Source organism: Actinopolymorpha pittospori, assembly GCF_014873875.1.
GTDB lineage: Bacteria > Actinomycetota > Actinomycetes > Propionibacteriales > Actinopolymorphaceae > Actinopolymorpha > Actinopolymorpha pittospori.
In genome coordinates this window covers 3,209,885-3,232,573 of record NZ_JADBEM010000001.1, presented here as the reverse complement: position 1 = coordinate 3,232,573, position 22,689 = coordinate 3,209,885, and the positions used below count along the sequence as shown (strand labels likewise).

20 protein-coding genes are annotated in these 22,689 nt (G+C 71.3%); 8 read left to right on the top strand and 12 right to left on the bottom strand.

Annotated elements, in window-relative coordinates:
* Positions 1-3: 3 nt before the first annotated feature.
* The 8 genes from HEB94_RS15410 to ssd all read right to left on the bottom strand — a co-directional run bounded on the left by HEB94_RS15410 (position 4) and on the right by ssd (position 8,827).
* Positions 4-3,453 (bottom strand): BTAD domain-containing putative transcriptional regulator, encoded by a 3,450-nt coding sequence (locus HEB94_RS15410; protein ID WP_192750532.1) that lies wholly within the window; start codon positions 3,451-3,453, stop codon positions 4-6.
* 122 nt (positions 3,454-3,575) lie between these two features.
* Positions 3,576-4,022: an Rv3654c family TadE-like protein gene (locus tag HEB94_RS15405; protein ID WP_192750531.1), complete on the bottom strand. Its 447-nt coding sequence runs from the start codon at positions 4,020-4,022 to the stop codon at positions 3,576-3,578.
* Positions 4,019-4,336 (bottom strand): TadE family type IV pilus minor pilin, encoded by a 318-nt coding sequence (locus HEB94_RS15400; protein ID WP_273377902.1) that lies wholly within the window; start codon positions 4,334-4,336, stop codon positions 4,019-4,021. Before HEB94_RS15400 ends, HEB94_RS15405 begins: the two co-directional genes overlap by 4 nt.
* A gap of 317 nt (positions 4,337-4,653) precedes the next feature.
* The gene (locus HEB94_RS15395) at positions 4,654-4,833 is read right to left on the bottom strand and encodes a DUF4244 domain-containing protein (protein ID WP_192750529.1); all 180 of its coding nucleotides are present in this window, start codon (positions 4,831-4,833) and stop codon (positions 4,654-4,656) included.
* A gap of 163 nt (positions 4,834-4,996) precedes the next feature.
* Positions 4,997-5,815, bottom strand: coding sequence for a type II secretion system F family protein (locus HEB94_RS15390; protein WP_337917700.1), 819 nt, complete (start codon positions 5,813-5,815; stop codon positions 4,997-4,999).
* The gene (locus HEB94_RS15385) at positions 5,812-6,546 is read right to left on the bottom strand and encodes a type II secretion system F family protein (RefSeq protein WP_192750528.1); all 735 of its coding nucleotides are present in this window, start codon (positions 6,544-6,546) and stop codon (positions 5,812-5,814) included. The genes HEB94_RS15390 and HEB94_RS15385 overlap by 4 nt, the downstream gene beginning before the upstream one ends.
* Positions 6,543-7,736, bottom strand: a complete 1,194-nt coding sequence (locus HEB94_RS15380) for a TadA family conjugal transfer-associated ATPase (RefSeq protein WP_192750527.1) — start codon at positions 7,734-7,736, stop codon at positions 6,543-6,545. Before HEB94_RS15380 ends, HEB94_RS15385 begins: the two co-directional genes overlap by 4 nt.
* The gene (gene ssd, locus HEB94_RS15375) at positions 7,733-8,827 is read right to left on the bottom strand and encodes a septum site-determining protein Ssd (RefSeq protein WP_192750526.1); all 1,095 of its coding nucleotides are present in this window, start codon (positions 8,825-8,827) and stop codon (positions 7,733-7,735) included. Before ssd ends, HEB94_RS15380 begins: the two co-directional genes overlap by 4 nt.
* Positions 8,828-9,420: 593 nt before the next feature.
* Here ssd and HEB94_RS15370 point away from each other — a divergent pair.
* The 7 genes from HEB94_RS15370 (at position 9,421) to HEB94_RS15340 (ending at position 17,926) form a co-directional block, all read left to right on the top strand.
* A complete protein-coding gene (locus tag HEB94_RS15370; protein WP_192750525.1) occupies positions 9,421-10,323 on the top strand; it encodes an HAD family hydrolase in 903 nt (300 codons plus the stop codon).
* Positions 10,324-10,999: 676 nt separating this feature from the next.
* Positions 11,000-11,905 (top strand): class I SAM-dependent methyltransferase, encoded by a 906-nt coding sequence (locus HEB94_RS15365; RefSeq protein WP_192750524.1) that lies wholly within the window; start codon positions 11,000-11,002, stop codon positions 11,903-11,905.
* Positions 11,906-11,936: 31 nt separating this feature from the next.
* Positions 11,937-12,614 carry an NUDIX hydrolase N-terminal domain-containing protein gene (locus HEB94_RS15360; protein ID WP_192750523.1) on the top strand — a complete coding sequence of 226 codons (678 nt, stop codon included), beginning with the start codon at positions 11,937-11,939 and terminating at the stop codon, positions 12,612-12,614.
* A 187-nt stretch (positions 12,615-12,801) separates the two neighbouring features.
* Entirely contained in the window at positions 12,802-13,140 is a 339-nt protein-coding gene (locus HEB94_RS15355) for a DUF485 domain-containing protein (RefSeq protein WP_337917699.1), read from the top strand.
* Complete coding sequence (locus HEB94_RS15350; RefSeq protein WP_192750522.1) at positions 13,137-14,807, top strand: solute symporter family protein; 1,671 nt, start codon at positions 13,137-13,139, stop codon at positions 14,805-14,807. Before HEB94_RS15355 ends, HEB94_RS15350 begins: the two co-directional genes overlap by 4 nt.
* A gap of 190 nt (positions 14,808-14,997) precedes the next feature.
* Positions 14,998-16,962, top strand: coding sequence for an acetate--CoA ligase (gene acs / locus HEB94_RS15345; RefSeq protein WP_192750521.1), 1,965 nt, complete (start codon positions 14,998-15,000; stop codon positions 16,960-16,962).
* A 58-nt stretch (positions 16,963-17,020) separates the two neighbouring features.
* On the top strand, positions 17,021-17,926 hold the full coding sequence (locus HEB94_RS15340; protein ID WP_192750520.1) for a zinc-binding dehydrogenase: 906 nt from the start codon (positions 17,021-17,023) through the stop codon (positions 17,924-17,926).
* Between the two features lie 47 nt (positions 17,927-17,973).
* Here the strand turns inward: HEB94_RS15340 and HEB94_RS15335 are convergent, their stop codons facing one another.
* Positions 17,974-19,578, bottom strand: a complete 1,605-nt coding sequence (locus HEB94_RS15335; RefSeq protein ID WP_192750519.1) for a flavin monoamine oxidase family protein — start codon at positions 19,576-19,578, stop codon at positions 17,974-17,976.
* A gap of 255 nt (positions 19,579-19,833) precedes the next feature.
* Here HEB94_RS15335 and HEB94_RS15330 point away from each other — a divergent pair, with 255 nt between their 5' ends.
* Positions 19,834-20,286 (top strand): hypothetical protein, encoded by a 453-nt coding sequence (locus HEB94_RS15330; RefSeq protein ID WP_192750518.1) that lies wholly within the window; start codon positions 19,834-19,836, stop codon positions 20,284-20,286.
* A 34-nt stretch (positions 20,287-20,320) separates the two neighbouring features.
* Here the strand turns inward: HEB94_RS15330 and HEB94_RS15325 are convergent, their stop codons facing one another.
* From HEB94_RS15325 to HEB94_RS15315, 3 genes are all read right to left on the bottom strand, one after another.
* Positions 20,321-20,686 carry a hypothetical protein gene (locus HEB94_RS15325; RefSeq protein WP_192750517.1) on the bottom strand — a complete coding sequence of 122 codons (366 nt, stop codon included), beginning with the start codon at positions 20,684-20,686 and terminating at the stop codon, positions 20,321-20,323.
* 51 nt (positions 20,687-20,737) lie between these two features.
* The gene (locus tag HEB94_RS15320) at positions 20,738-21,442 is read right to left on the bottom strand and encodes an MOSC domain-containing protein (protein ID WP_192750516.1); all 705 of its coding nucleotides are present in this window, start codon (positions 21,440-21,442) and stop codon (positions 20,738-20,740) included.
* Positions 21,443-21,613: 171 nt separating this feature from the next.
* Positions 21,614-22,537, bottom strand: a complete 924-nt coding sequence (locus tag HEB94_RS15315; protein ID WP_192750515.1) for a coiled-coil domain-containing protein — start codon at positions 22,535-22,537, stop codon at positions 21,614-21,616.
* Positions 22,538-22,689: the final 152 nt, after the last annotated feature.

Below are 22,689 nucleotides of genomic sequence, written 5' to 3'. Positions count from 1 at the left end.
CGCTCAGTTGCCCTGGGAGCCCTGGTCGCCGCCGCCGGAGGCTGCGTCTTCCGCGTCCGAAGGATCAGGTGAGCGCACCAGGGTCAGCACATCCTCCCGGGAAATCGAGAGGCCCCGCTGGTAGGACTCGTCGTACACCGGCGCCGCGAGCAGGGCTCGCGCCTGCTCCCGCAGCCGCACCACTCGGGGGTCGCTCCTGTCGGGTAAGCCCATCAGCTGATCCGCCACACCGAACAGGAACGCCACCTGTTCCGGGTCGCCCTCCAGATGCGCGAGGGCCGCGTGCGCCTGTACGGCGCTGGCGAGAACCGGCATGTCCTTACTGGCGACGCCCTGGTCGAGCCCCACCGCGAGTGCCTTTCTGGCCGCGGAGACGTCGCCCTCCAGGATGGCGAGCCACACGCGGTGGGTCCCCACCAGTGCCCTGCGATGGGGCAACCCGACCGGCACGGAATCGATGAGCGCGTCGGCCTCGTCCAGCAGCCGGTGCGCCTCGGCGAGGTCTCCGATCTGTGCGGCGAGCTCGGCGAGCCCGAGCCGCGCCATCACGCCGGGATCGGGGTCGACGTCCCCTTCGGTCGGGGCCATGGCGACGGCCCGCTCGAGGTCGGCGCGGCCGCCGGCGAGGTCACCGGACCTGACCCGGGAAATTCCGATCGCGGCGACCACCTCGGCCGTGTCGTCGGTCTCCCCGATCTCGCCGGCCAGGACGAGCGCCCGCTCGTTGGCCTCGATCGCACCAGCATGGTTGCCCTCACGAGACCACACGCCGCCCAGGTAGCGATAGGCGGCGGCGAGGCCCCACCGCTCACCCACCGCGGCGAAGGCGTCCCGAGCGGCCAGCACGTCCCGCTTCGACTCCTCGGCTCTGCCGGCGTTCTCGTGAAGCTGTGCCCTGGCCATCAGGGCTGCCGCCCGCGTCCACGGGTCCGGATGGTCGAGCACCTTCGTCGTCTCCTCGACGGCGCGCGGGTCGTTGTCCCGGAAGAACATCACCATCGGGGACAACAGCGCGAGCAGCGGATGGGCGTCCAGCTGCTCGACCCGTGCGAGGAGCGCCAACGCCTCCTCGATGGCTCGTCGACCGGCGTCTGCACGGCCGGTGAGGAACGAGACCGCGGAGTAGAAGGCGAGCAGCTCCACCCGAGCGATGTCCGGAGCGTCCCCCGGTAGCGCGACGACCTCGGACACGAACTGGAAGCTCTCGGTCCGGTTACCGTCCAGGAACCAGAACCACAGCATCGACGCGCACAGCCGGACGGCCAGGTCGGAGTCGCCGTTGGCGATCGCCCAGCGCAACGCGGCGACGAGGTTGTCGTGGTCGGCGCGCAGCCGGGCCATCCAGTGCAGCTGGTCAGCGGTGCGGAGGTGGGGCTCCGCCTCCTCGACCAGAGCGGTGAAGTAGCGGGCCTGAGCCGCCTGGAACGCGTCGGTCTCGCCGGCCTCGGCAAGGCGCTCCGCGCCGAAGGCCCGCACCGTCTCCAGCATCCGGTAACGCGGGTCCGTACTGCCGTCGTCGTTGACCGGCATCACCACGTCGAGAAGGGACTTGTCGACCAGAGCGGCGAGAACGTCGAGGACGTCGTCCGGGTCGAGGCCCGCGCCCGAGCAGGCCCGCTCCGCGGCGTGGAGGGTGATGCCGCCGGGAAAGACCGAGATCCGGCGCGCGAGGATCCGCTCGGGCTCGGTCAGGAGGTCCCAGCTCCACTCGATCACCGCGCGCAGGGTCTGGTGCCGGGGCAGTGCGGTCCGGTTGCGCCCGGTCAGCAGGCGGAACCGGTCGTCGAGCCGGGCCGCTAGCTGAGCGACCGACAACGAGCGCACCTTGGCGGCCGCGAGTTCGATCGCGAGCGGCATGCCGTCGAGCCGGCGGCAGATCTCCACGACGAAGTCGACGTTGTCCGAGGTCAGCGCGAAGTCTGGGAGGGCCGCGGCGGCACGGTCGACGAAGAGGCGGACGGCTGGATAGTCGAGTGCCTCGGCCTCCGACGGCATCGGGGTCGCGACGGAGGTCGTCGCCGGGGCCGTCATCGAAGTCGTCGCCGAGGTCGTCGCTGAGGCCGCGGTCTGGTCCGACGGGTCGTCGGGCCAGCGCAGCGGCGGGATCGTGTAGATGACCTCGCCGGGCAGGCTGAGCGGCTCCCGACTCGTACCGAGGATCCGCAGCCCCGGGCAGGCCGCGAGCAGGCTGTCGGCGAGCCGCGCGGCCGCTGCGACCACGTGCTCGCAGTTGTCCAGTACGAGAAGCGCGCGGCGGTGGGCGAGGGCGTCGACCAACAACGTGACCGCGTCCCTGCCGGCCGCCTGGGCGCTGATCGGGGTCCGCTCCAGGAGAGCCGTCTCCCGCACGCCCGCGGCCGACAGGACCGCCTGCGCGACATCGCCGGAGTCGGTGACCGGCGCGAGTTCGGCGAACCACAGGCCGTCAAGCGCGCCGTCCGGCTTGGCCAGGGCCGCGTCGGGCACTGCGTAGTGCCGGCTCACGAGTTCGGTGGCGAGTCGGGTCTTACCGGCACCGCCGGGGCCTACCACCATGACCAGGCGGGATTCGTCGAGGAGTTTCGCCACCCGGTCGAGCTCCATCTCACGGCCCACGAAGCTGGTGAACTGCGCCCGGACGGTGCCTCTCGTGCCCGGCTTCGGCGCAGGTGCCGCCCCGCCGGTGCCCGGCTCCGGGCCGACGGGTGGAGCCGGCGGAGTCAGGGAGGGATCCTGTCGAAGGAGGGCAAGGTGGAGGTCGGCGAGTTCGGTGGACGGGTCGACGCCCAGGTCTTCGGCCAACGCGTGCCGGACGCGCTCGTAGACGGCGAGGGCGTCCGCCTGCCGTCCGCCCGCGTAGAGGGCTCGCATCAACTGACCCTGCAGGCGTTCGCGGAGGGGGTGTTCGGCCGCGATCCGCTCCAGCTCCGGGAGGACGGCACCATGGCGGCCGAGCGCGAGCTCGGCATCGATCCGGTCCTCGCTCGCGGCGCAGCGCAGGCCCGTGAGCCGCGCCGCCGTCGCCTCGGCGTACGGCGCGTCGAGCGCGTCGGCGAGCACCGGGCCGCGCCAGAGTCGCTCCGCGTCGTGCAGCACCGCCGTGGCGCGGGCATGGTCACCCGCCTCCAGGGCCTGGTGTCCCTGCGTCGCGAGCCGCTCGAACCGGTGTGCGTCGACCTGCTCACTCGCCACCGCGAGGCGGTAGCCGCCCACCCGTGACTCCACGACGGCCGCGCCAGGACTCTCCGGCGGCAGGATGCGACGAAGCCGGGACACAAGGGACTGCAGTGCGTTGAGCGCGCCGGAGGGCGGCGTGGCCCCCCACAGGGCGTCGATCAGGGCCTCGGCGGAGACCAGCCGGCCGGGCTCGATCGCGAGCCGGACCACCAGAGCGCGCAGGCGAGCCCCGTTCACCTCGACGGGCCGCCCGTGATCATCTCGAACCTCGAGCGGCCCCAGCACGGCGATCTGCACGCACCCAGCTTGGCAGGTCCGACTGACAGTCCGGCCTCGCGCGACTCGACTCCGACTCGCGCGCGCCGGTGGAGGCTGGTCCGAGCCATCGGCCCGGGTCGGGAGGGCCGTGGTGCGGCTGGTCATGGCCCCACCTCGGCCTGGGCCTGGTCCGGGGCGGGACTGCTCGACGGACCGGCTCGCGCGCGGGCACGCAGGGTGAGCGCCAGACCGCCTGGCATGGCCTGTCGCGCCTCGACGGTGACATCGACCACCGCGCCTTCGACCGTGCAGGCGGTCAGGCTGGTCCGGTGCGCCGCGGCGATCCGTTCGGCGACGGCGCAGGCGGAGTCCAGGTCGTCCGGCCCCATTCCCGCGGCGGACAGGGCGGCCAGGTCGGCCGCCGTGTCGGCACGGCGCCCGGCTCCGAGGACGGCCGCGACGGCGATCGCCGCGACACTCGCCATGATCAGGAGGCAGGCCACAGCCAGCACCCAGACGCTGCCGCTTCCACGCTCGGGTCGATCGCGCAGAGGTGTGGCGGGTCCGTCGCCCGCGAGCGTCTTCCTACCGTGCGGGAGGACACTCATGGCGTTCCCGGCTCGAGCGCGACGACGGCCCTGCCGCTGACCGTGACGGGCGGCAGGTGCGCCAGCACCGGCCAGGCAGGCCGCGCGTCGACGCGAACCTCCACCGTCGCCACGCCTCCCCCTCGACCGACGGCGATGTGGGCGCCCGGCGGCGCGCTGCGTCGTCCGTCCGCCTCGCTGTCGAGGACCGACTCTCCCCGCGCGAGCGCCCTGGCCGTGTCGCGGGCCGCATCGGCGCAACGCGCCTGCAGGGTCATCGCGGTGACGACCCACACCATGCCGAGCGTGACCACGACCAGGGCGGTGAGTGCCAGCGGTCTCCGCCGTCACCATCCCCGCCTGACCGCGCTGGCCGGGCCTGGGAACTCCCGTCGCGGCCAGGCCTACCGGCTCCTCCTCCGTCATGACGCTCCTCTCCCTCCTGGCCGCGAACCTCATCTCGCTGCCTCATCGCGCTGCCTCATCGCGCGGCCTCCTCGTGTCTCCCTGGGCTGATGCCTCACCGGGCTCGTGCCTCGCGCCGTCGCGGCACCCCGCCTTCGATGCCGGTCCAGTGCGCGACAGCTCGGTGCTGCCGCGGTGCCGGGATGGCCGGCCCGGTCGCGGCACCGACCGGGCCGGACCCCGTGGGTCAGGTCGCGAGACTCAGCGCGGACTTGACGATCTTCAACAGCAGCTGCTGGACCTCCGAACTCGTCAGCAACTTGATGAGCAGGCCGGCGAAGCTCGCCGCCGCCACCGTGCCGATGGCGTACTCCGCCGTGGTCATGCCTCGCTCGTCGCGACGGACCGCACGTCGGGGTGTGCGCATGTGCGTTCTCCTTGATGCTCCGGCGACCGGCCGGTTCGGCGCCCCGTTGGTCGGGGCGAGGCCTCGACTCTGCTGGAGGAGCACCGACCACGAAGGGAGGCCAGAGGCGGCCTGGGGACAAGCTCGCCGGTGCGGGTTCTGTGGACATCTCCGGGACCGCGCGTCAGTTCAGGAGCGCGCCGGCGACCAGGGGCACGATGCCGACCAGCACGAACGCCGGCAGGAAGCACAGTCCGAGCGGCGCCGCCGCCTGGACGCCGACCGCTCGGGCTCGCCGGTCGGTCTCCGCCCGGCGAGCCGCGCGTGCGTCCTCGGCCAGCCGGTCGAGCGTCTCCGCCAACGGTGCTCCTGTGTCCCAGACGCGCACCATCGCCCGCCCGAACGCCGCCAGCGTCTCCTCGTCGAGAAAGCCCTTCCAGGCGGTGCGGGCGTCGGCACCCAACCGGAAGGCGGCGGCCACCTGGTGCAGCGCCGACCCGAGGGGGCCGGCGAGCTCCGCAGCGATCACCTCGATCGCCTCGGTGGGTGACCTTCCGGCGCGTAGACAGCCGGCGAGCAGGTCTGCGGCAAGGGGAAGGTCGGCCACGAGTCGCTGCCGGCGAAGTCGGAGCGCACGGGGCTCGAGCCGCCCGAGCACCCGGTGCACGACGACCGCCACGAGGAAGCCGACCACCAGCCCGGCCGGCCCGCCGACGAACGCGCCGGCGGCGCAGCCCGCGACCACCGCGGCGAGCAACCGGCTCCGGCCCGAGCCCGTGGACGCCATAGACGCCGTGGACGCGGTGGACGCCGCCGCTCCGGTCGCCGTAGGGGCGCCCGGCAACGAGCCGCCGGGCGCCGGTGTTCGCCAGCGACGGTCGAGGGTCGGCGCGGGGCGGGTGGGAGCGCGGGCACGCAGTCGGGCCAGTCGGTGCACGGACGCCGGCGGCGTCCACCACACCAGGACCGCCGCGGCCGCGAGCAGGGCGGCCAACAGGGTCACGGCCCCTCCTCCGCCCTACGCGCCAGGCGCTCGACCCACAGCAGGCCCAACCCGGCGAGCGTGCTCCCGACCACCAGACAGCCCAGGCCGATCGGTGTGCCGAACAGGAAGCCGAAGGGATTCGCCCCGGTGCTCGCACCGAGTCCCAACCCGAGCAGCGGGAGACAGGCCAGCATCCGAGCAGTCGCGCGGGGCGCCGCCAGCGCCGTCGCCACTTCCTGGCGCAGTCGTTCTTCGGCACGCAGACCGTGTGCGATCCGATCGAGCGCTCCGGCGAGTCCGGAGCCGCTCCCACCCGCGACGGCCCAGGCGACGGCGAGCCGGGACAGGGACTCGGTGCCGGGAACCCGCACCGCGCGCAGAGCAGAGGGAACGTCGCCACCCATCCGGCTCACCGCCGCGACCGGAACGAGCGCCCCGAGGACGCCGGAGGCGCTGCGGAGCGCCTGATCCGAACTTCGGCCGGAGCGCAGTTCGGCGGCCAACACCTCGACCGCTTCGAGCACCGCCGCGCGCTGGCGGCGCTCGGTCCTCCGGGTGGGCCGTTCGAGCCCTAGCCGTCGGATCCAGGCGCCCAGTGCCGGCGGCAGGCCGGACTTCCCGTGCGGCACGACCAGACGTCCACCGTGACGGTGCAGCCGCCGGTCGAGCACAACTCCGGGCGGATCGGGCACGAGGAGCGCGACGGCCGCCGCGGCGCACCCGGCCGAGACGAGGAGCAGCGCGCTCATCCGGCACGTCCGGAGCTACCGTTCCTGCCGCGGGCCAGCAGCGCCCGCAGTCTCGGCATCCCCGCGTCGACCGCGATGTCGCCGTCCGCGCCGAACTCGACCGCCGGCACCGCCGCGACCATGCCGTCGATGGTCCGGTCGAACACGCAGACCTCGCCGACCCGACGGCGCCCGTCGCGGCCCCGCACGAGGTGGACGTCGACGTCGACCGCGGCCGCGAGCTGGCTGTGCACCGCGGCCCGGTCCAGGCCCGCGGCCACGCCCAGGGCCTCGACCCGGGCCGGCACCTCGGCGGCGGAGTTGGCGTGCAACGTGCCGCAGCCACCTTCGTGGCCGGTGTTGAGAGCGGCCAGCAGGTCGACGATCTCGGCACCTCGCACCTCACCGACCACGAGCCGGTCCGGGCGCATCCGCAGCGCCTGGCGAACGAGGGTCCGCAGGGTGATCTCACCGGCACCCTCGAGGTTGGGCGGCCGAGCCTCCAGTTGCACGACGTGTGGATGGGTCGGTGCGAGCTCACCGGAGTCCTCCACGAGAACGAGACGTTCGGCCGGTGGCACCAACGAGAGCAACGCCGCGAGCAGAGTCGTCTTGCCCACACCGGTGCCGCCGGAGACCAGGAACGCCAACCGCGCCTTGACGAGGAGGCGCAGCAGCCGGGCGCCCTCCGATGGCACCGTCCCCTCGGCGACGAGTTCGTCGACGGTGAAGGCTCGCCGGCGGGGCACCCGCAGGGAGATGCAGGTGCCCCGGGCCGACACCGGAGCGAGCACCGCGTGGAAGCGGGTTCCGTCAGGCAGCCGGGCATCGACGAACGGCGTGGCGTCGTCGAGCCGACGCCCGGCCGATCCGGCCAGCCGCTGTGCGAGTCGGCGTACGGCAGCATCGTCCTCGAACCCGACTCCAGTGAGCTCGAGGCCACCACCTCGGTCGATCCACACCTGGCCAGGGCCCTGGACCAGAACGTCGGTGACCCCGGGCTCGGCCAGCAGCGGTTCGAGCGGACCGGCGCCCGAAAGCTCCCGGCGCAACGCCTCGACCACGCTCAACACGGCGGCGTCACCGAGCAGGCGTCCCTCCGAGCGCAGCGCGGCCGCCACCCGCGCCGGCGTCGGCTCGGCCGTCTCCTGGGCCAGGACGGCTCGCACCCGTTCGAGCAGCGCCTGGTCGACCGGCACCGACGCGCTCATGCCGCGGTGCCGCTCTCGCGGGCGGCGACCACACCGAGTTGGCCCAGGAGGTCCAGGCACAACGTCGCGAGTGGCCCCTTGCCGCGGCGGGCGGGTGCCTCCCCGCGCTCGAGCATCACGTCGAGGCGAGGCTCGGGGTCGAGCTCTCCGGCCAACGGCAACTCCAGCGCGGCGGCGACGACCCGGCCGTCCAACCCGGCCGGCGACGGGCCGCGGACGACCACCCGTAGGTCGGAGGCGATGGCCGTCACCGCGGAGCGGACCCTGGAGGCCGCGGCCACCGCTCGAACCTCCGCCGGCACGACCATCAGCGCGGTGGTGCAGAGCGCGAGCGCCTCCTCGGTCGCCTCGTCGACATGTCGCGGCAGGTCGACGACGACGAGGTCGCCACCGCGTCCGGCCGCACCCAACACGGCGCGCATCGCGGCTCGTGGAATCGTGAGCAGGTCACCTCGGTCCCAGGACAGCACGACGAGTTCCTCGACCCGCGGCAGCGCCGAACGCAGCGCGCCCGCGCTCACCCGGCCCTCCGTAGCGACCAGTTCGGGCCAGCGCATGCCGACGCAGTCCTCGCCACCGAGCACCAACTCGATGCCTCCACCGAGCGGATCGCCGTCGACGAGGAGACTCCCGCGTCCCTGCCGCGCCGCCGTGACCGCCAGCGCCGCCGCCAGCGTCGACGCGCCCGCACCGCCCCGTCCGCCGAGCACGCAGACGGTGACCGCCTCCCGACCGGCGCCCTCCACCGCGTCGGCGATCCGATGGACGAGTGCCTGCTCGGCCTCGGGTAGTTGGAGCACCTGCTCGGCACCCACCTCGACCGCTCCCTCCCACAGACTCCGCTGGTCGACGGCGTGGCCGACGACGAGCACGTCGTGGCGCCGGGGTGGCGATGCCCGGGCCAGGTCGCCCACCAGGTCGGCGCCGAGGAGGACGAGGGGCGCGCTCGTCCAGGCACGCCGGGCCATGCCGGCGTCGGGCGCGACGTCGAGGGAGACACCTGAGGCCGCGGCGAGCCGGATCAGGTCGTCGAGCAGTCGATCGTCGGCGGTCACGGCGATCGGCCGCACAGAGGGCACGGGTCGAGACATCGAGGAACCTTTCGAGACACCGGACACGGCCCGGGACCCTGCGAAGGTGCGGGACCGGTCGGGCAGCGGAGAGCAGGACGACCCCCACGATGGCCGTTGGCCGAATGCGGCGAGTGAGCTCGATTCGAGCCTGTGGACGGTCGCGCCGATACGCTCAGTGTGGAAAACACCCGGCATGCCCAGGTTGGCACCGGAAGGCTGGTGGGAGCAGCGTCGAGTGGCCGGAGAACCTCTGAGTTTCGATGGTTCGCATCGCCTGGTGCTGGGCACTAGAGCAGGGGACACGAAAGGCGACAGCCCCCGCCGGGGGGGAGAGCGGGGGCTGTCGCTGGCCACAGCACGCGCTCCGCGGCTGGGCCGGCACCAGCGGCCAGGGGGGGTTTGAGCCGCTGAGATTTACGTTCCCTCACCCGGAGTTCCCAAAACTCCGGACGAAGGGCCACTGCCAGTTTGTCTCAGAAGCGCGTGCCGCGCCAATCCCTGTGCGGGCAAAGTGGTAACGATGGGGAACAACCCCGCCGAGAATGCGGGAGTTGACCCCGAATGTCCCCTAAGCGACGAAGGACATTGTGGACCCGCATAGGCTTGCAGAGATGGACCCCGCCGCATCACCCCACGCAGCAGACCACGACGCCCCGATCGCGGCGTTCTTCGATCTGGACAAGACGATCCTCGCCAGGTCGAGCACGCTCGCATTCAGCCGCCACTTCTACCAGGGCGGCCTGATCAACCGACGCGCCGTCGTGCGGTCGGCGTACGCGCAGTTCGTCTACCACCTGGGTGGCGCGGACCACGAACAGATGGAGAAGATGCGGGCCTACCTGTCCGCCATCGTCACCGGATGGGAAGTCCAGACCGTCAAGGACATCGTCGCCGAGGCGCTGCACCACGTCGTCGACCCGCTGGTCTTCGCCGAGGCCGTCACGCTGATCGCCCAACACCGCGCGGCCGGCCACGACATCGTGATCGTCTCCTCCTCCGGCCAGGAGGTCGTCGAACCGATCGGGGAGCTGCTCGGCGCCGACCGGGTGATCGCCACCCGAATGTCCATCGAGGACGGCAGATTCACCGGCGTGATCGACTTCTACTCCTACGGCCAGAACAAGGTGACCGCCGTGGAGGAACTCGCCGACACCCGCGGCTACGACCTGAGCCAGTGCTACGCCTACTCCGACTCGATCACCGACCTGCCGCTGTTGAACTCGGTCGGTCACCCCTACGCCGTCAACCCCGACCGCGCGCTGCGCAGGATCGCCGGTGAGCGCGGCTGGCCAGTCCTCCGTTTCACCCGACCCACCGCGGTCGACGCCCACGAGAACCGGACCGTCAACCGACCCGTGCTCACCGTCGCCGTGTGCGCAGGAGCGGCGATGGCGTTGTTGTGGGCGGTCCGCAGGGGACGCGGGACGAATTCGCCCACCACGGTCGAATCGATCGAGAAGGCCGCCCGTTCCCATCTCCTGGATCTTCTTCCCGCCCGCGCCGGACATTCGTGAAACGCGGAACAACCGTGAAGACCTTTGCCAGACGCCTCCCTTCTCGGGTAGGAAGGTAGGAGAAAGGCACGACATCCCAAGGTCGGAAGAGGCGACGCGATGCGGATTCTGACCGCCGAGGATGTGCACGCCGACGGGTACCCACGCGACGACCAGCCCGTCTTAGAGGGCAGTCCCTCCGGGGTGACCGAAGTGGACGACAAGCTGCGCGCTTGGTAACCCGGTCGGCGTGCCGATCGGGCGGCGCTTCCGATTCGGAAGCGCCGCTCTCGCGTCTTGCACAGGTCATTTTCCCCGCTCCGCCCGGCTTCCGCCGTAAGGTCGCGCTCGTCGTGGCGTTCCGTGAGCAGTGTCGACCCCGGCGGCATGACACCGGCGGCACGATGGCGGCGGAGCACGGCCCGCCGATGCGGCTACCGTCCGACACCGACCGCCAAGCGCTGCTTGACATCGGCGTACGCGACTGCGACCGCGCGGCGCCTCGCCGACGGCCGACCCGGCTCGCTGCTCGCCCGGTCCCCAGCGGACCGGCCGCGACCTGACCCGGCTCTCCACAGCGTCCGACCCGCGTCGTCACTGGGTCCTACCCGGGGCTCCAGCCAGGGTCCGTCCAGGGTGGCCGACCTCCGCCCCGAAACGGCGCGCCGCGCACGACTTCGCGTAGCATCGCGGGACCATGGATGATTCGGTACGGCGGTCGCGGAGTCGGTCCTTCGGGGCCACCGCCGACGTCTATGAACGCAGCCGCCCCGAGTATCCGATCGAGGCGGCCCGCTGGCTGCTGGCCGACCACCGCCCGAGTGGCCTGGACGACGTACCCCTCGACGGCTACGACTCCTACGCCGTCGCCGGTATCCATGACAGCACACCTGCCGACCCGACACCCGCCGACACGACGGAGTTCGGTACCGGACCGGCCGACGCCACCGCGACCCTGCGCCCCGCGACCGTCGTCGAACTCGCCGCCGGTACGGGCAAGCTGACCCGGACCCTTGTCGACGACGGCCACGTCGTCGTCGCGGTCGAGCCGGCCGGGCCGATGCTGGACCGGCTGGTCCGGGCGGTGCCGCGAGCGATCCCGATCCGCGCGGTCGCCGAACGCATTCCACTCGCCGACTCCTGCGCCGACGCGGTCGTGGTCGCGCAGGCGTTCCACTGGTTCGACACCGACGTGGCGCTCGCGGAGATCGCCCGGGTCCTGCGACCGGGCGGGACCCTCGGGCTGATCTGGAACTACCGCGACGAGTCCGTCCCCTGGGTGCGCCAGCTGTCCGGCCTCCTCGCCTCGGCCGAGCGCATCCAGTCCCGACAGGCCGAGGAGCTCATCGAGAAGCTCCAGTGGAGCCGGCTGTTCGAGCCTCCGGAGTACACCGGTTTCCGGCTCTGGCAGAAGCTCGACCGGGAGGGCCTGGTTCAGCTCGTCGCGTCCCGGTCCTACGTCGCGACGCTCTCCCCCGCCGAGCGCAACGAGGTGCTCTTCCACGTCGGCCAGCTCTTCGACATGACCGCGCGCCAGCCGGACGGTCTGGTGATGCCCTACACCACCACCTGCTACCGGGCGCGGGTGCGCAAGCGGAACTGAGGCTCCCACCGCGCGGTGCGAGACTGGGCCCGTGACCAGCACGGGCGAGACCCCCGACGACGAGCAGGCTCAGGACGACCCCGGCCGCCGACTGCACGCGGTGGCGGTCGAGCTCGCGGCGATGGCCCAGAACGGCCTGACGTACGGCACCGACCGCTACGACCTGGCCCGCTACGAGCGGCTGCGGTCGATGTCGGCGGAGGTGATGGCGCTCCTCGCGCGGACCGGTCCGGCGGACTTCCGTGCGGCTCTGGCCGCCGAGGCCGGGCACGCCACCCCGAAGGTCGACGTCCGCGGGGCACTGTTCGACGGTGGCAAGGTGTTGCTGGTCCGGGAGGGCCGCGACGGTCGCTGGACTCTGCCGGGCGGGTGGGCCGACGCGCTGGACGCACCGTCCGAGGCCGCCGAACGCGAGTTCCTGGAGGAGGCGGGGCTTCGGGTCCGGGCCACCAGGCTCGCGGCGGTCCACGACGGCTCGCGTCGCAACGGTCACGCCGGCAGCCCCTGGCACATCTACAAGCTCTTCTTCCTGGTCGAACGCCTCGACGACGCGCGACCGACCGCGGGGCTGGACGGGGAGACCATCGACGTCGGCCTCTTCGGCCTGGACGAGTTGCCCGAGCTCTCCACCGGACGATGCACCGCGGACCAGCTCGAGATCCTCTTCGACCATCACCGCGAACCCGGTCTGGCCACCGACTTCGACTGATGCCCGGCGGGCGGCCGCACCCGTTGTCGGCGCGGTTTTCGGCGGACCGGACCTGGATTTTCAACCACGAGCGGATTTCGACTGACCGAGGAATCGGAAACACTTCCCGAGTGACCACCGCCGTTCTACGGTGAGCACCGTCACGCGTCGTACGCATATGCCGTCGACATCAGCGGAGGTGGGCAACGTGGCCGAACGCACAACGGTCAGACAGGACGAGACCTACGCCGGGATCGCTCGCAGCGAAGAGTTCCGCGGGCTCCGCAGGCGCCACCGCGCTTTCGCCTTTCCCTGGACGATCGCGTTCCTCGCCTGGTATCTGCTCTACGTCGTCTGCGCCAACTGGGCGCCCGGATTCATGAGCACGAAGGTCGCGGGCAAGATCAACGTCGCACTCGTCTTCGGGCTCTTGCAGTTCCTCTCGACGTTCGTCATCGCCTTCCTCTACAGCCGGCACGCGCGCCGCCGCCTCGACCCGGTGGCCACCGAACTCAACGCCCGCTACGAGAAGGCGGTGAACCAATGAGCACGATCGCGACACCGCATCTCGCCGCCGCGGCACAGGGTTCCGACCACCGGACGCTCACCCTGGTGTTGTTCCTCGCCGTCGTGGCGGTGACGTTGTACGTCACCCTGGTGGCGAGCCGGCAGAACAAGACCGCCGCCGACTACTACGCGGCCGGCCGGTCCTTCTCCGGTTTCCAGAACGGCATGGCCATCTCAGGTGACTACATGTCGGCCGCGTCCTTCCTCGGCATCACCGGCGCGATCGCGCTTTCCGGCTACGACGGATTTCTCTATTCGATCGGCTTCCTGGTCGCGTGGCTGGTCGCGTTGATGCTGGTGGCCGAACTCCTGCGCAACTCCGGCCGGTTCACTCTCGCCGACCAGCTCGCCTACCGCATGCGCCAGCGCCCGGTGCGCACCGCCGCCGCGGTGTCCACGCTCGGCGTCTCCGTCTTCTATCTGCTCGCGCAGATGGTGGGCGCGGGTTCGCTCGTCGCGCTACTGCTCAACGTGAGCGGCGACACGGCCAAGAACCTCACCATCGTGCTCGTCGGCGCGCTGATGATCTTCTACGTCACGGTCGGAGGCATGAAGGGAACGACGTGGGTGCAGATCGTCAAGGCGATCTTGCTCATGGGCGGCACCATCCTCATCTCCGGCATCGTCTTGTGGAAGTTCGGCTTCAACCTCTCCGACCTGCTTGGCGCCGCGGCCGACCGGAGTGGGAAGGGGCAGGCCTTCATCGAGCCGGGCCTGAAGTACGGCCAGACCCTCACCTCCAAGATCGATTTCCTCTCCCTCGGGCTGGCGCTCGTCCTCGGCACGGCCGGGCTGCCGCACATCCTGATCCGCTTCTACACCGTCCCGACCTCGCGGGCCGCGCGCTCCTCGGTGCAGTGGGCGATCGGCATCATCGGCGCCTTCTACCTGATGACCTTGGTGCTCGGATTCGGCGCGGCGGCGCTGCTCGACACCGGCCCCGGCTCGCAGGTGGCCGCGTCGGCGGGCAACGTGGCCGCGCCGCTGCTGGCGCAGGCGGCCGGCGGTGGAGCGGGAACGACCGGCGGAGCGGTGCTGCTCGCGCTGATCGCCGCGGTGGCGTTCGCGACCATCCTCGCGGTGGTCGCCGGACTGACCCTCACCTCGGCCTCGTCGTTCGCCCACGACATCTACGCCCACGTCTTCCGGCGCGGGCAGGCCACCGAGCGGCAGGAGGTCCGGGTCGCCCGGGTGGCCGCGGTGCTGATCGGCGCGGTCGCCATCGCCCTCGCGATCCCCTCGCAGGGACTCAACGTCGCGTTCCTGGTGGCGCTGGCGTTCGCGGTGGCGGCCTCGGCCAACCTGCCGGCGATCATCTACAACCTGTTCTGGCGCCGGTTCAACACCCGGGGTGCGGTCTGGAGCATCTACGGCGGGCTCGCCAGCGCCATCCTGCTGGTGTTCTTCTCGCCGGTCGTCTCCGGCAAGGTGGCCGCCGACGGGACGAGTGCTTCGTTGTTCCCGCTCGGGGTCGACTTCGCGTGGTTCCCGCTGGAGAACCCGGGCATCGTCTCGATCCCGCTCGGCTTCCTGCTCGGCTGGCTCGGGACCGTCCTCGGCCGTGACACCGACTCCGAGCGCCGATACGACGAACTCGAGGTCCGCGCGCTCACGGGTGCGGGTGCGGAGGCGGCCACCCGACACTGAGCGTCGTCCGAGCTGTCACAGCCCGTACCGCCGCGCGGTGTCTGAGCCGCGCGGCCGGTACAGGCCAATCTCGCCCGTGCAACCGTTGTCCCGGACGAAAACGGCCCAAGGCTAGGGTCAGTCCTGCGGATGAAGGTCGCGGGACAGCTCGTTACGAAGCGACCGACCACACACAGGAAGGGGTTCCCCCGTGAGCGAAGCACTCTCGAACCTCCTGCGAGAGGATCGCCGGTTCGCACCGCCAGCCGAGCTCGCGGCTGCTGCCAACGTCACGGCCGACACCTATGGCGAGGCCAGCGCCGACCGGGTCGCCTTCTGGGAACGCCAGGCGCGGCGCCTGCACTGGGACCAGGAATGGGACCAGGCGCTCGACTGGAGCAACGCGCCCTTCGCCAAGTGGTTCGTCGGCGGCCGGCTCAACGCGGCCTACAACTGCGTCGACCGCCACGTCGAGGCCGGCAACGGCGACAAGGTCGCCTACCACTGGGAGGGTGAGCCGGGCGACACCCGCACGATCACCTACGCCGACCTGCAGCGCGAGGTCTCCAAGGCCGCCAACGCGTTGATCGAACTCGGCGTCCAGACCGGCGACCGGGTCGCCATCTACATGCCGATGATCCCCGAGACCGTCGTCGCGATGCTCGCCTGCGCCCGGATCGGCGCACCGCACACCGTGGTCTTCGGTGGCTTCTCCGCGACCGCGCTGCGCGACCGGATCCAGGACTGCGACGCCCGGATCGTGATCACCTCCGACGGCGGCTACCGCCGTGGCGCCCCCAGCGCGCTCAAGCCGCAGGTTGACCAGGCGCTCGCCGAGTGCCCCGACGTCCGCAACGTGCTCGTGGTGAAGCGCACGTCGCAGGACGTCGAGTGGAAGGACGGCCGTGACCTGTGGTGGCACGACGTCGTCGACAGGCAGAGCGACCAGCACACGCCGGAGTTCTTCGACGCGGAGCACCCGCTCTACGTGATGTACACGAGCGGCACCACCGGGAAGCCGAAGGGCATCCTGCACACCACCGGCGGCTACCTCACCCAGGTCGCCTGGACCCACTGGGGCGTCTTCGACATCAAGCCGGAGACCGACATCTTCTGGACGGCCGCCGACATCGGCTGGGTCACCGGCCACTCCTACATCGTCTACGGCCCGCTCGCCAACGGCGTGACCAGCGTGATGTACGAGGGGACGCCGGACACTCCGCACCAGGGTCGCTGGTGGGAGCTCATCGCGAAGTACGGCGTCACCATCCTCTACTGCGCGCCCACCGCGATCCGCACGTTCATGAAGTGGGGCGAGCAGATCCCGGCGGAGTTCGACCTCACCTCGCTGCGGGTGCTCGGCAGCGTCGGTGAGCCGATCAACCCCGAGGCCTACGTCTGGTACCGCACCCACATCGGTGGTGACCGCACCCCGGTCGTCGACACTTGGTGGCAGACCGAGACGGGCGCCCTGATGATCAGCCCGCTGCCGGGTGTGACGGAGGGCAAGCCCGGCGCGGCGATGAAGGCGCTGCCCGGTATCGCCGCGGAGGTGGTCGACGACGCCGGTAACCCGGTGCCCAACGGCTCCGGCGGCTACCTCGTGATCACCGAGCCCTGGCCGGCGATGCTGCGCACGCTGTGGGGTGACGACCAGCGCTACGTCGACACCTACTGGTCGCGCTTCCAGGGCCGCTACTTCGCCGGCGACGGCGCGAAGAAGGACGACGACGGCGACATCTGGCTGCTCGGCCGGGTCGACGACGTCATGAACGTCTCCGGTCACCGGCTGTCCACGACGGAGATCGAGTCGGCGCTGGTCTCCCACCCGAAGGTGGCCGAGGCCGCCGTGGTCGGCGCGAACGACCCGACCACCGGTCAGGCCGTGGTCGCGTTCGTGATCATGCGCGGGTCGGCCGCCAGCGGTGGCGACGCGGTCGTCAAGGAGCTTCGCGACCACGTGGCCTCCGAGATCGGTCCGATCGCGAAGCCGCGGCAGATCCTGGTCGTCGACGAGCTGCCGAAGACCCGGTCGGGCAAGATCATGCGGCGGCTGCTGCGTGACGTCGCCGAAAACCGCGAGCTCGGCGACGTCACGACGTTGACCGACTCCTCGGTGATGGAGCTCATCCGCACCAATCTCTCCAAGCCGGGCGCTTCGGGCGACGACGACTGAGACCAACGGAGTTTCCCGGGGCTGGCACAAAAACCGGTCCCGGGGAACGCTGGTCTCTATGCGTGCACTCGTGGTCGACCAGTCCGCTCCCTCCGGTCTCCGCCTCGGTGAGGCACCGGACCCCCGCGCGGACCGTTCCCAGGCGCTTGTCGACGTACGCGCCTTCTCACTCAACTACGGCGAACTCGGCTCCGTCGGGTCCCAACCGGCCGGCACGGTGCCGGGCTGGGACGCCGCCGGGATCGTCGCCGAGGCGGCCGCCGACGGTTCCGGGCCGCGGGCCGGCAGTCGCGTCGTGACGTTCGGGCCCTCCGGAGCCTGGGCCGAACGCCGGGCCGTCGACACCAGCGAGATCGCCGTCGTACCCGAGTCCGTCGAGCTCGGCGCGGCCAGCGCGCTGCCGGTCGCCGGCGTCACCGCGCTGCGGGCGATCCGGCGGTTCGGCTTCGTCGGCGGCGAGCGCGTGCTGGTCACCGGAGCGTCCGGCGGCGTCGGGCGGTTCGCGGTCCAGATCGCGGCGCTGGCGGGCGCCGAGGTGATCGCCAGCGTCGGCCGTCCCGAGCGGGGCGCCGGCCTCGCCGAACTCGGTGCCGCCGAGGTGGTCGTCGGGCTGGACACCGTGGAGGGGCCCCTGCACGGCGTCATCGACAACGTGGGTGGCCCCGGTCTCGCGCGCGCCTTCAGCCTGCTCGGCGAGGGCGGCTCCCTCCAGTCGATCGGCGCCACCTCCGGTGAGCCGACGGTCTTCCCGCCGTACTCCACGGTCGGGCCCAGGCGGCGGCTCGAGGGCTTCATCATGGGGGCGGGCCTCGGCCGCGACCTGGGCTACCTCATCGACCTCATCGCCCACGGCAAGCTCGACCCGCAGGTCGGCTGGCGGGGAGGTTGGGATCGCGTCACCGAAGCGATCGAGGCGCTCCTGGGTCGCCAGGTGGCCGGGAAGGCCGTGCTCGACCTGACCTGAGTCCCGTCGAGCACGCCGCCACCCAGCCTCGGTTCATCTCCTGCCGGTCAGGACGTCATCACCCGCTGGTGCAGGTCGGTGACGACCTTGCGGGCGGAGTCGAACGCGCCCGCCTGCCAGGCGATGAAGTAGCTCAGCCAGTCGCCCGCGAAGTAGACGCGTCCGGCCGGCCGGTTGAGCAGGTCGTACTCGCCGGAGGTCCGCGACGGCCACGAGACCCAGCCACCCTCGATGTAGGGCGTCCGGTGCCAGGCGACGGAGAACGACGTGGCCAGTTCGGTGCGGTAGACGTCACCGTGGATCTTCACGCCCTGCGCGACCGCGCGGGCCGTCCGCTCGGCGGGGCTCAGCTGGCTGTACACCTGGGCGTGCGCACCGGTGTTGTAGTAGCCGATGACCGTGCCCCGCTTGCCGTGGAAGCCGTACGACGGGTACCAGATGTTGTCCAGGTCCATGTCGGTCGGTGTGATCCCGCCGTAGATGCGGTCCCGCTCCTCCCACCAGCGGCTCTTGTACTCGAGCCCGATCTTCCCGACGGAGTTCGGGACCGGGTACGCGAGGGCCGACGTCACCGCCGTCCCGAGGTTGTGCGGAATCTTCGCGAGGACGTGGGGCGGCAGAGCGGCCACACAGAAGTCGGCCCGCTCGACGCGTTCGCGGCCGTGCGCGTCGCGGTAGGTCACCTCCACCCCGTCGGGGAGATCGGTGATGCGGCGGACCTCCGAGTTGTAGGAGATGCGCGGCGTCCCGACCGCCTTGGCGAGGGCGTAGGCGATGCGGTCCATGCCGCCGACGGGCTGCAGCATCATCATCGCCTGGTCGTAGCCGAGTTCGAAGGAGAACCGCTGCCCGTACGCACTCGCCAGCACCTCGGTCATCGACGGGGCGGGGCCGAGGACGGTGCCCGCCTCGTCGGCCGCGCCCGGCTCGACGGAGTAGCCGCGGCGATCCGAGCCCGTGTAGGCGAATCCCTGCGACTTGTTGCCGATCGCACCGAAGCTGCGCAGGAACGCGAGCAACCTCTCCTTGTCATCGGCGCTGAGTTCGGCGTCGAGGGCGCCCCGGTCCGTCGCCTTCGACAACAGTTCGGAGACGTAGCCGTAGACGTCGGTCTTCGCGGTTCGCCACCGGGTGGGCCTGCCGCTCATCGGGCCGGCGTTCTCGTTGAAGATGTAGGCGTCGGCGTTCTGGTTGACGAAGGTCTCCAGCGCGACACCGAGTTCGCGGCAGTAGTCGAGGGTAACCATCGACTGGGCGACGCGGCCCGGTCCCGCGTTCATGTACTGGCCTTCGGAGAACCTCGCCTTCTGGTACTGACCGTCCAGGTCACGAAGCTCCGTGCCCCCGCGTACGGTCCAGTTCCGTCCGCCGGGTCGGTCCTTGGCCTCCAGGATCTGGCAGCGGTAACCCGCCTTGCCCAGCTCGTACGCCGTGGCGAGGCCCGCGATGCCGGCACCGAGGATGACGACCTTCTTCGCCGACCGTCCGGTCAACGTGAAGTCCGCGGCCGTCGGGGCCGCGAAGTCGGTGACAGCGGCCTGTGCGGGTGTCGGCGCCAGGCCGAGCGCACCCATCGTCTCGTACAGAACGCCGGCCCCACCGGCAACACCGACAGCCTTGAGGAAGTCCCGACGTGTCCCGCCTGTTCTCATCCGCCACTCCTGTCGATCGACGAACGCGCCTGTTCCGGTTGGGCGAGACGCCTTTGTCACAAGGCCGGACCGGACACGCGCCAACAGTTCAGCGAGGATGTTGCGGACGGATGTCACCAGCGTTCCGCGCTGGTTGTGAAGATGTCACCGCGTGGAGTGACCTCGGCTTTCGCCGCGCGGGGCCGGTCGTGACACCGACCGATAGAGGACAGCGACCAACGTCGCGGGCCGGATCCCTTCTGCCACAGTGAGGCGATGAGGCTCGCGCTGGTCCTCGTCCACGCCGCGGTCGCCGCCGGCTGGCTCGGCGGCATGCTCTACAGCCTGTTCGTCGTCACGCCGAAGGCCGCGCGGTTCTTCGGTCGGGACGACGACGGCCGGGAAGCGTTCCTCACCACGATGGCGAGCGGCAACCGGTGGAAGGTGGTCGCGATGATCGGGGTCCTCGCCATCACCGGCGTGGCGCTGGTCCTGACGGATCCGCGGGCGGGCAGCCGACTTCCCTTCTACGCTGTCAAGGCCGCCCTGCTCCTGGTCGCGACCCTCGTGTTCGCCCACGTCTCCTGGCGGCTGTGGCCGCGCCGGCTGTTCGCTCTCGCCGAGGAACGCCCCGCGCTCCTCGCCCGCTTCCGGCGCGCGGCGTACGCCCTGGTCGTCCTCGTCGGCGCCGCCTTCGTCCTCGGCGTCGCGGCCGCCCAGCCGCACTGAGACAGGCCCTTGTGCCGGGCGCCTGGACCTAGACCTAGACCGGCCAGTCGAGTTGTTCCTCCGGCACACCGACCGCTCGGCCGTGCTCAGCCGCCGCCGCGCGACCCGCCATGTCGCCCCGGGGATAACGGAAGACCCTGCCGGCGTAGACGACGAAGGTCTCCTCCGCGGTGCTGAAGTCGACGTACCAAGCGCCCACGTCGAGTGCCCCGGCGAGGCGTTCGGCGAGAGCCTGCGCACCATCATCGGGCACGGAGAAACGCAGCAGGGTCCACCGAAGGGGCTGGCCGGCGCCCTCGACACCTGCGTCGCTGCGCCAGATGCGGTCGACGGAGAGGTCCAGTCGGTCGAGGTCGGCGTCGGCGCGCAGGCTCTCGGCTATGAGGACGCCCCGCGCCATCACGTACCTCCGGGTGCATCAGGGAACGGAGCAGGCGGCCAGGCCGGGGCCCTACGTGGCGGCCGCGTCGGGTGCGTCATCGAGGTCGAACGTCTGCCGGCGTACGGCACGCTCGCGCAACTCTGCCGGCAGCGCGACGGCGACCAGGAGCCGGGGCAGTAGCTCAGGCTCCAGGGTCACCGCGCGGAACGTCAACCCCACCGTGACGTCGTGGTCGGGACGCTCGAGGACGGTCACCTCGTCGCCGGCGCGCATCGGGCCGGGGGTCACCACGCGAAGGTAGGCGCCGGGGATCGCGGTTCGTACGAACGTCTTGATCCACCCCCGCTCGCTCAACCAACCCGCGAACGTCGAGCACGGGATGCGTGGAACGGAGACCTCGAGGACGAGTGTGGAGCCGATCCGCCAGCGCTCACCGATCCGGGCGCCGGTGACGTCCAGGCCCGTGGAGGTGAGGTTCTCCCCGAACGACCCCGACCGGAAGGTACGGCCGAGTTGGCGTTCCCACCAGTCGAGGTCCTCCCGCGCGTAGGCGTAGACCGCCTGGTCGTCGCCGCCGTGGTGGCGCCGGTCGCCGATGAAGTCGCCGACCACACCACTACCGAGGCCACCGTGTTTGGGCCCGGGTGCACGCACCTCGACCGCCTCGCTGACCGGAAGCTTGTCGATGCCGGTCGAGTCGGTGTCCTTGTGGGGATTGGGCTTGGGCCCACCCACGTTGACCGAGAGGACGTAGGGCGCCTGGTCGCTGCTCACCGACGCGACGGTACTCGACCAAGGCCGCCCGAGTCACCGCCGTTTTACGCCTCGGCTTCCCGCCTGGCTCGTACCCCCGAGGCGGAGTGAACGAAGGAGAGGCGACGAAGGAGGGGCCACCGGAGAACCGGTGACCCCTCCCCTGTCTCGCGTGTTCGGACTGCGTAGGGCTCAGGACTCCTTGTTCGCCGCGTCTCCACCGAGCGCCGCCGCGCCGAGCAGCGCGGCCGGGTCGGTGCCCGAGAGGGTGGCGAGCATCTGCCGGACGTTGGACAGCTGGGCGTTGATGCTGTCGCGGCGCTGCGTCAGCGCCTTCAGTTCGCGATCGGACTCGCTGCGGATCCGGTCGGCGCGGGTCTTGGCCTCGGACACGATGTCGTGCGCCTTGCGCTGAGCCTCGTCGACGGCGCGCTCGGCCTTCTGGATCGCCTCGGAGTGGGCGCGCTCGGCCTCGGCGTGGGTCTGCTCGGAACGCTCGAGCACGGCCGCGAGGTGCTGCTCGGCGGCCGAGGTGCGCTCCACGAGGTCCTGCTCGGCCCGCTCCCGGCGCTGCGCGAGGGTCTTCTCGAGGTCGGCGGCCGCCTGGGCCGCCTTGGCGCGCTGCTGCTCGAAGACCGCCTCGGCCTCCTCCCGACGGGCCGTCGCGTCGTGCTCGGCCGCGTCGACGATCTCGGCGGACTTCTCCTTCGCCTCATCGAGGATCTCGCTCGCCTCGGCCTCGCCTTCCTTGCGCTTCCCGGCGGCGTAGCGTTCGGCCTCCTTGCGGATCTCGACCGCGGCCTGCTGCGCCTCCTGGCGCACCTCGTCGGCCTGGGCGGCGGCGACCGAACGGAGGTCGCCGGCCTCTTCCTCGGCCAGCGCGAGGATGCGGCCGATGCGCTCGCCGAACTCGGAGAACGAGGGCTCGGAGGACTTGGGCTCATTGCTCCGCTTGGCTTCGTTGGCCTCCAGCTCCTCCACGCGCCGGGCCAGATCGACCGACTGGCGCCGCGCGGCGTCGACAGCCTCGGTCAGCTGGCGGACCTTGTGGTCGACCTGGGTGGGTTCGTAGCCCCGGCGCACCAGACGGAAGGCGCCGGTGGTCGTCTCACTCATGTGCACTCGTCCTCTGCGTAAGACGGCGGCAACGATCCAGACGCCCCGCGCATCGAACAGCGTCGGCGCTCTGGCATGGTGCCGGTGAGCATCTGCCACGCCCAAACGCGGAAAATGCTCACACCGCGGTGGCGTGCGTGAGATCCTAGCCA

Bases quoted from the DNA above. Each gene is read 5' to 3' on its own strand.
- HEB94_RS15335 (WP_192750519.1), bottom strand. From the start codon at position 19,578: ATGAGAACAGGCGGGACACGTCGGGACTTCCTCAAGGCTGTCGGTGTT.
- HEB94_RS15350 (WP_192750522.1), top strand. From the start codon at position 13,137: ATGAGCACGATCGCGACACCGCATCTCGCCGCCGCGGCACAGGGTTCC.
- ssd (WP_192750526.1), bottom strand. From the start codon at position 8,827: ATGTCTCGACCCGTGCCCTCTGTGCGGCCGATCGCCGTGACCGCCGAC.
- HEB94_RS15405 (WP_192750531.1), bottom strand. From the start codon at position 4,022: ATGAGTGTCCTCCCGCACGGTAGGAAGACGCTCGCGGGCGACGGACCC.
- HEB94_RS15385 (WP_192750528.1), bottom strand. From the start codon at position 6,546: ATGAGCGCGCTGCTCCTCGTCTCGGCCGGGTGCGCCGCGGCGGCCGTC.
- HEB94_RS15370 (WP_192750525.1), top strand. From the start codon at position 9,421: ATGGACCCCGCCGCATCACCCCACGCAGCAGACCACGACGCCCCGATC.
- HEB94_RS15325 (WP_192750517.1), bottom strand. From the start codon at position 20,686: ATGGCGCGGGGCGTCCTCATAGCCGAGAGCCTGCGCGCCGACGCCGAC.
- HEB94_RS15315 (WP_192750515.1), bottom strand. From the start codon at position 22,537: ATGAGTGAGACGACCACCGGCGCCTTCCGTCTGGTGCGCCGGGGCTAC.
- HEB94_RS15330 (WP_192750518.1), top strand. From the start codon at position 19,834: ATGAGGCTCGCGCTGGTCCTCGTCCACGCCGCGGTCGCCGCCGGCTGG.
- HEB94_RS15395 (WP_192750529.1), bottom strand. From the start codon at position 4,833: ATGCGCACACCCCGACGTGCGGTCCGTCGCGACGAGCGAGGCATGACC.
- HEB94_RS15365 (WP_192750524.1), top strand. From the start codon at position 11,000: ATGGATGATTCGGTACGGCGGTCGCGGAGTCGGTCCTTCGGGGCCACC.
- HEB94_RS15380 (WP_192750527.1), bottom strand. From the start codon at position 7,736: ATGAGCGCGTCGGTGCCGGTCGACCAGGCGCTGCTCGAACGGGTGCGA.
- HEB94_RS15340 (WP_192750520.1), top strand. From the start codon at position 17,021: ATGCGTGCACTCGTGGTCGACCAGTCCGCTCCCTCCGGTCTCCGCCTC.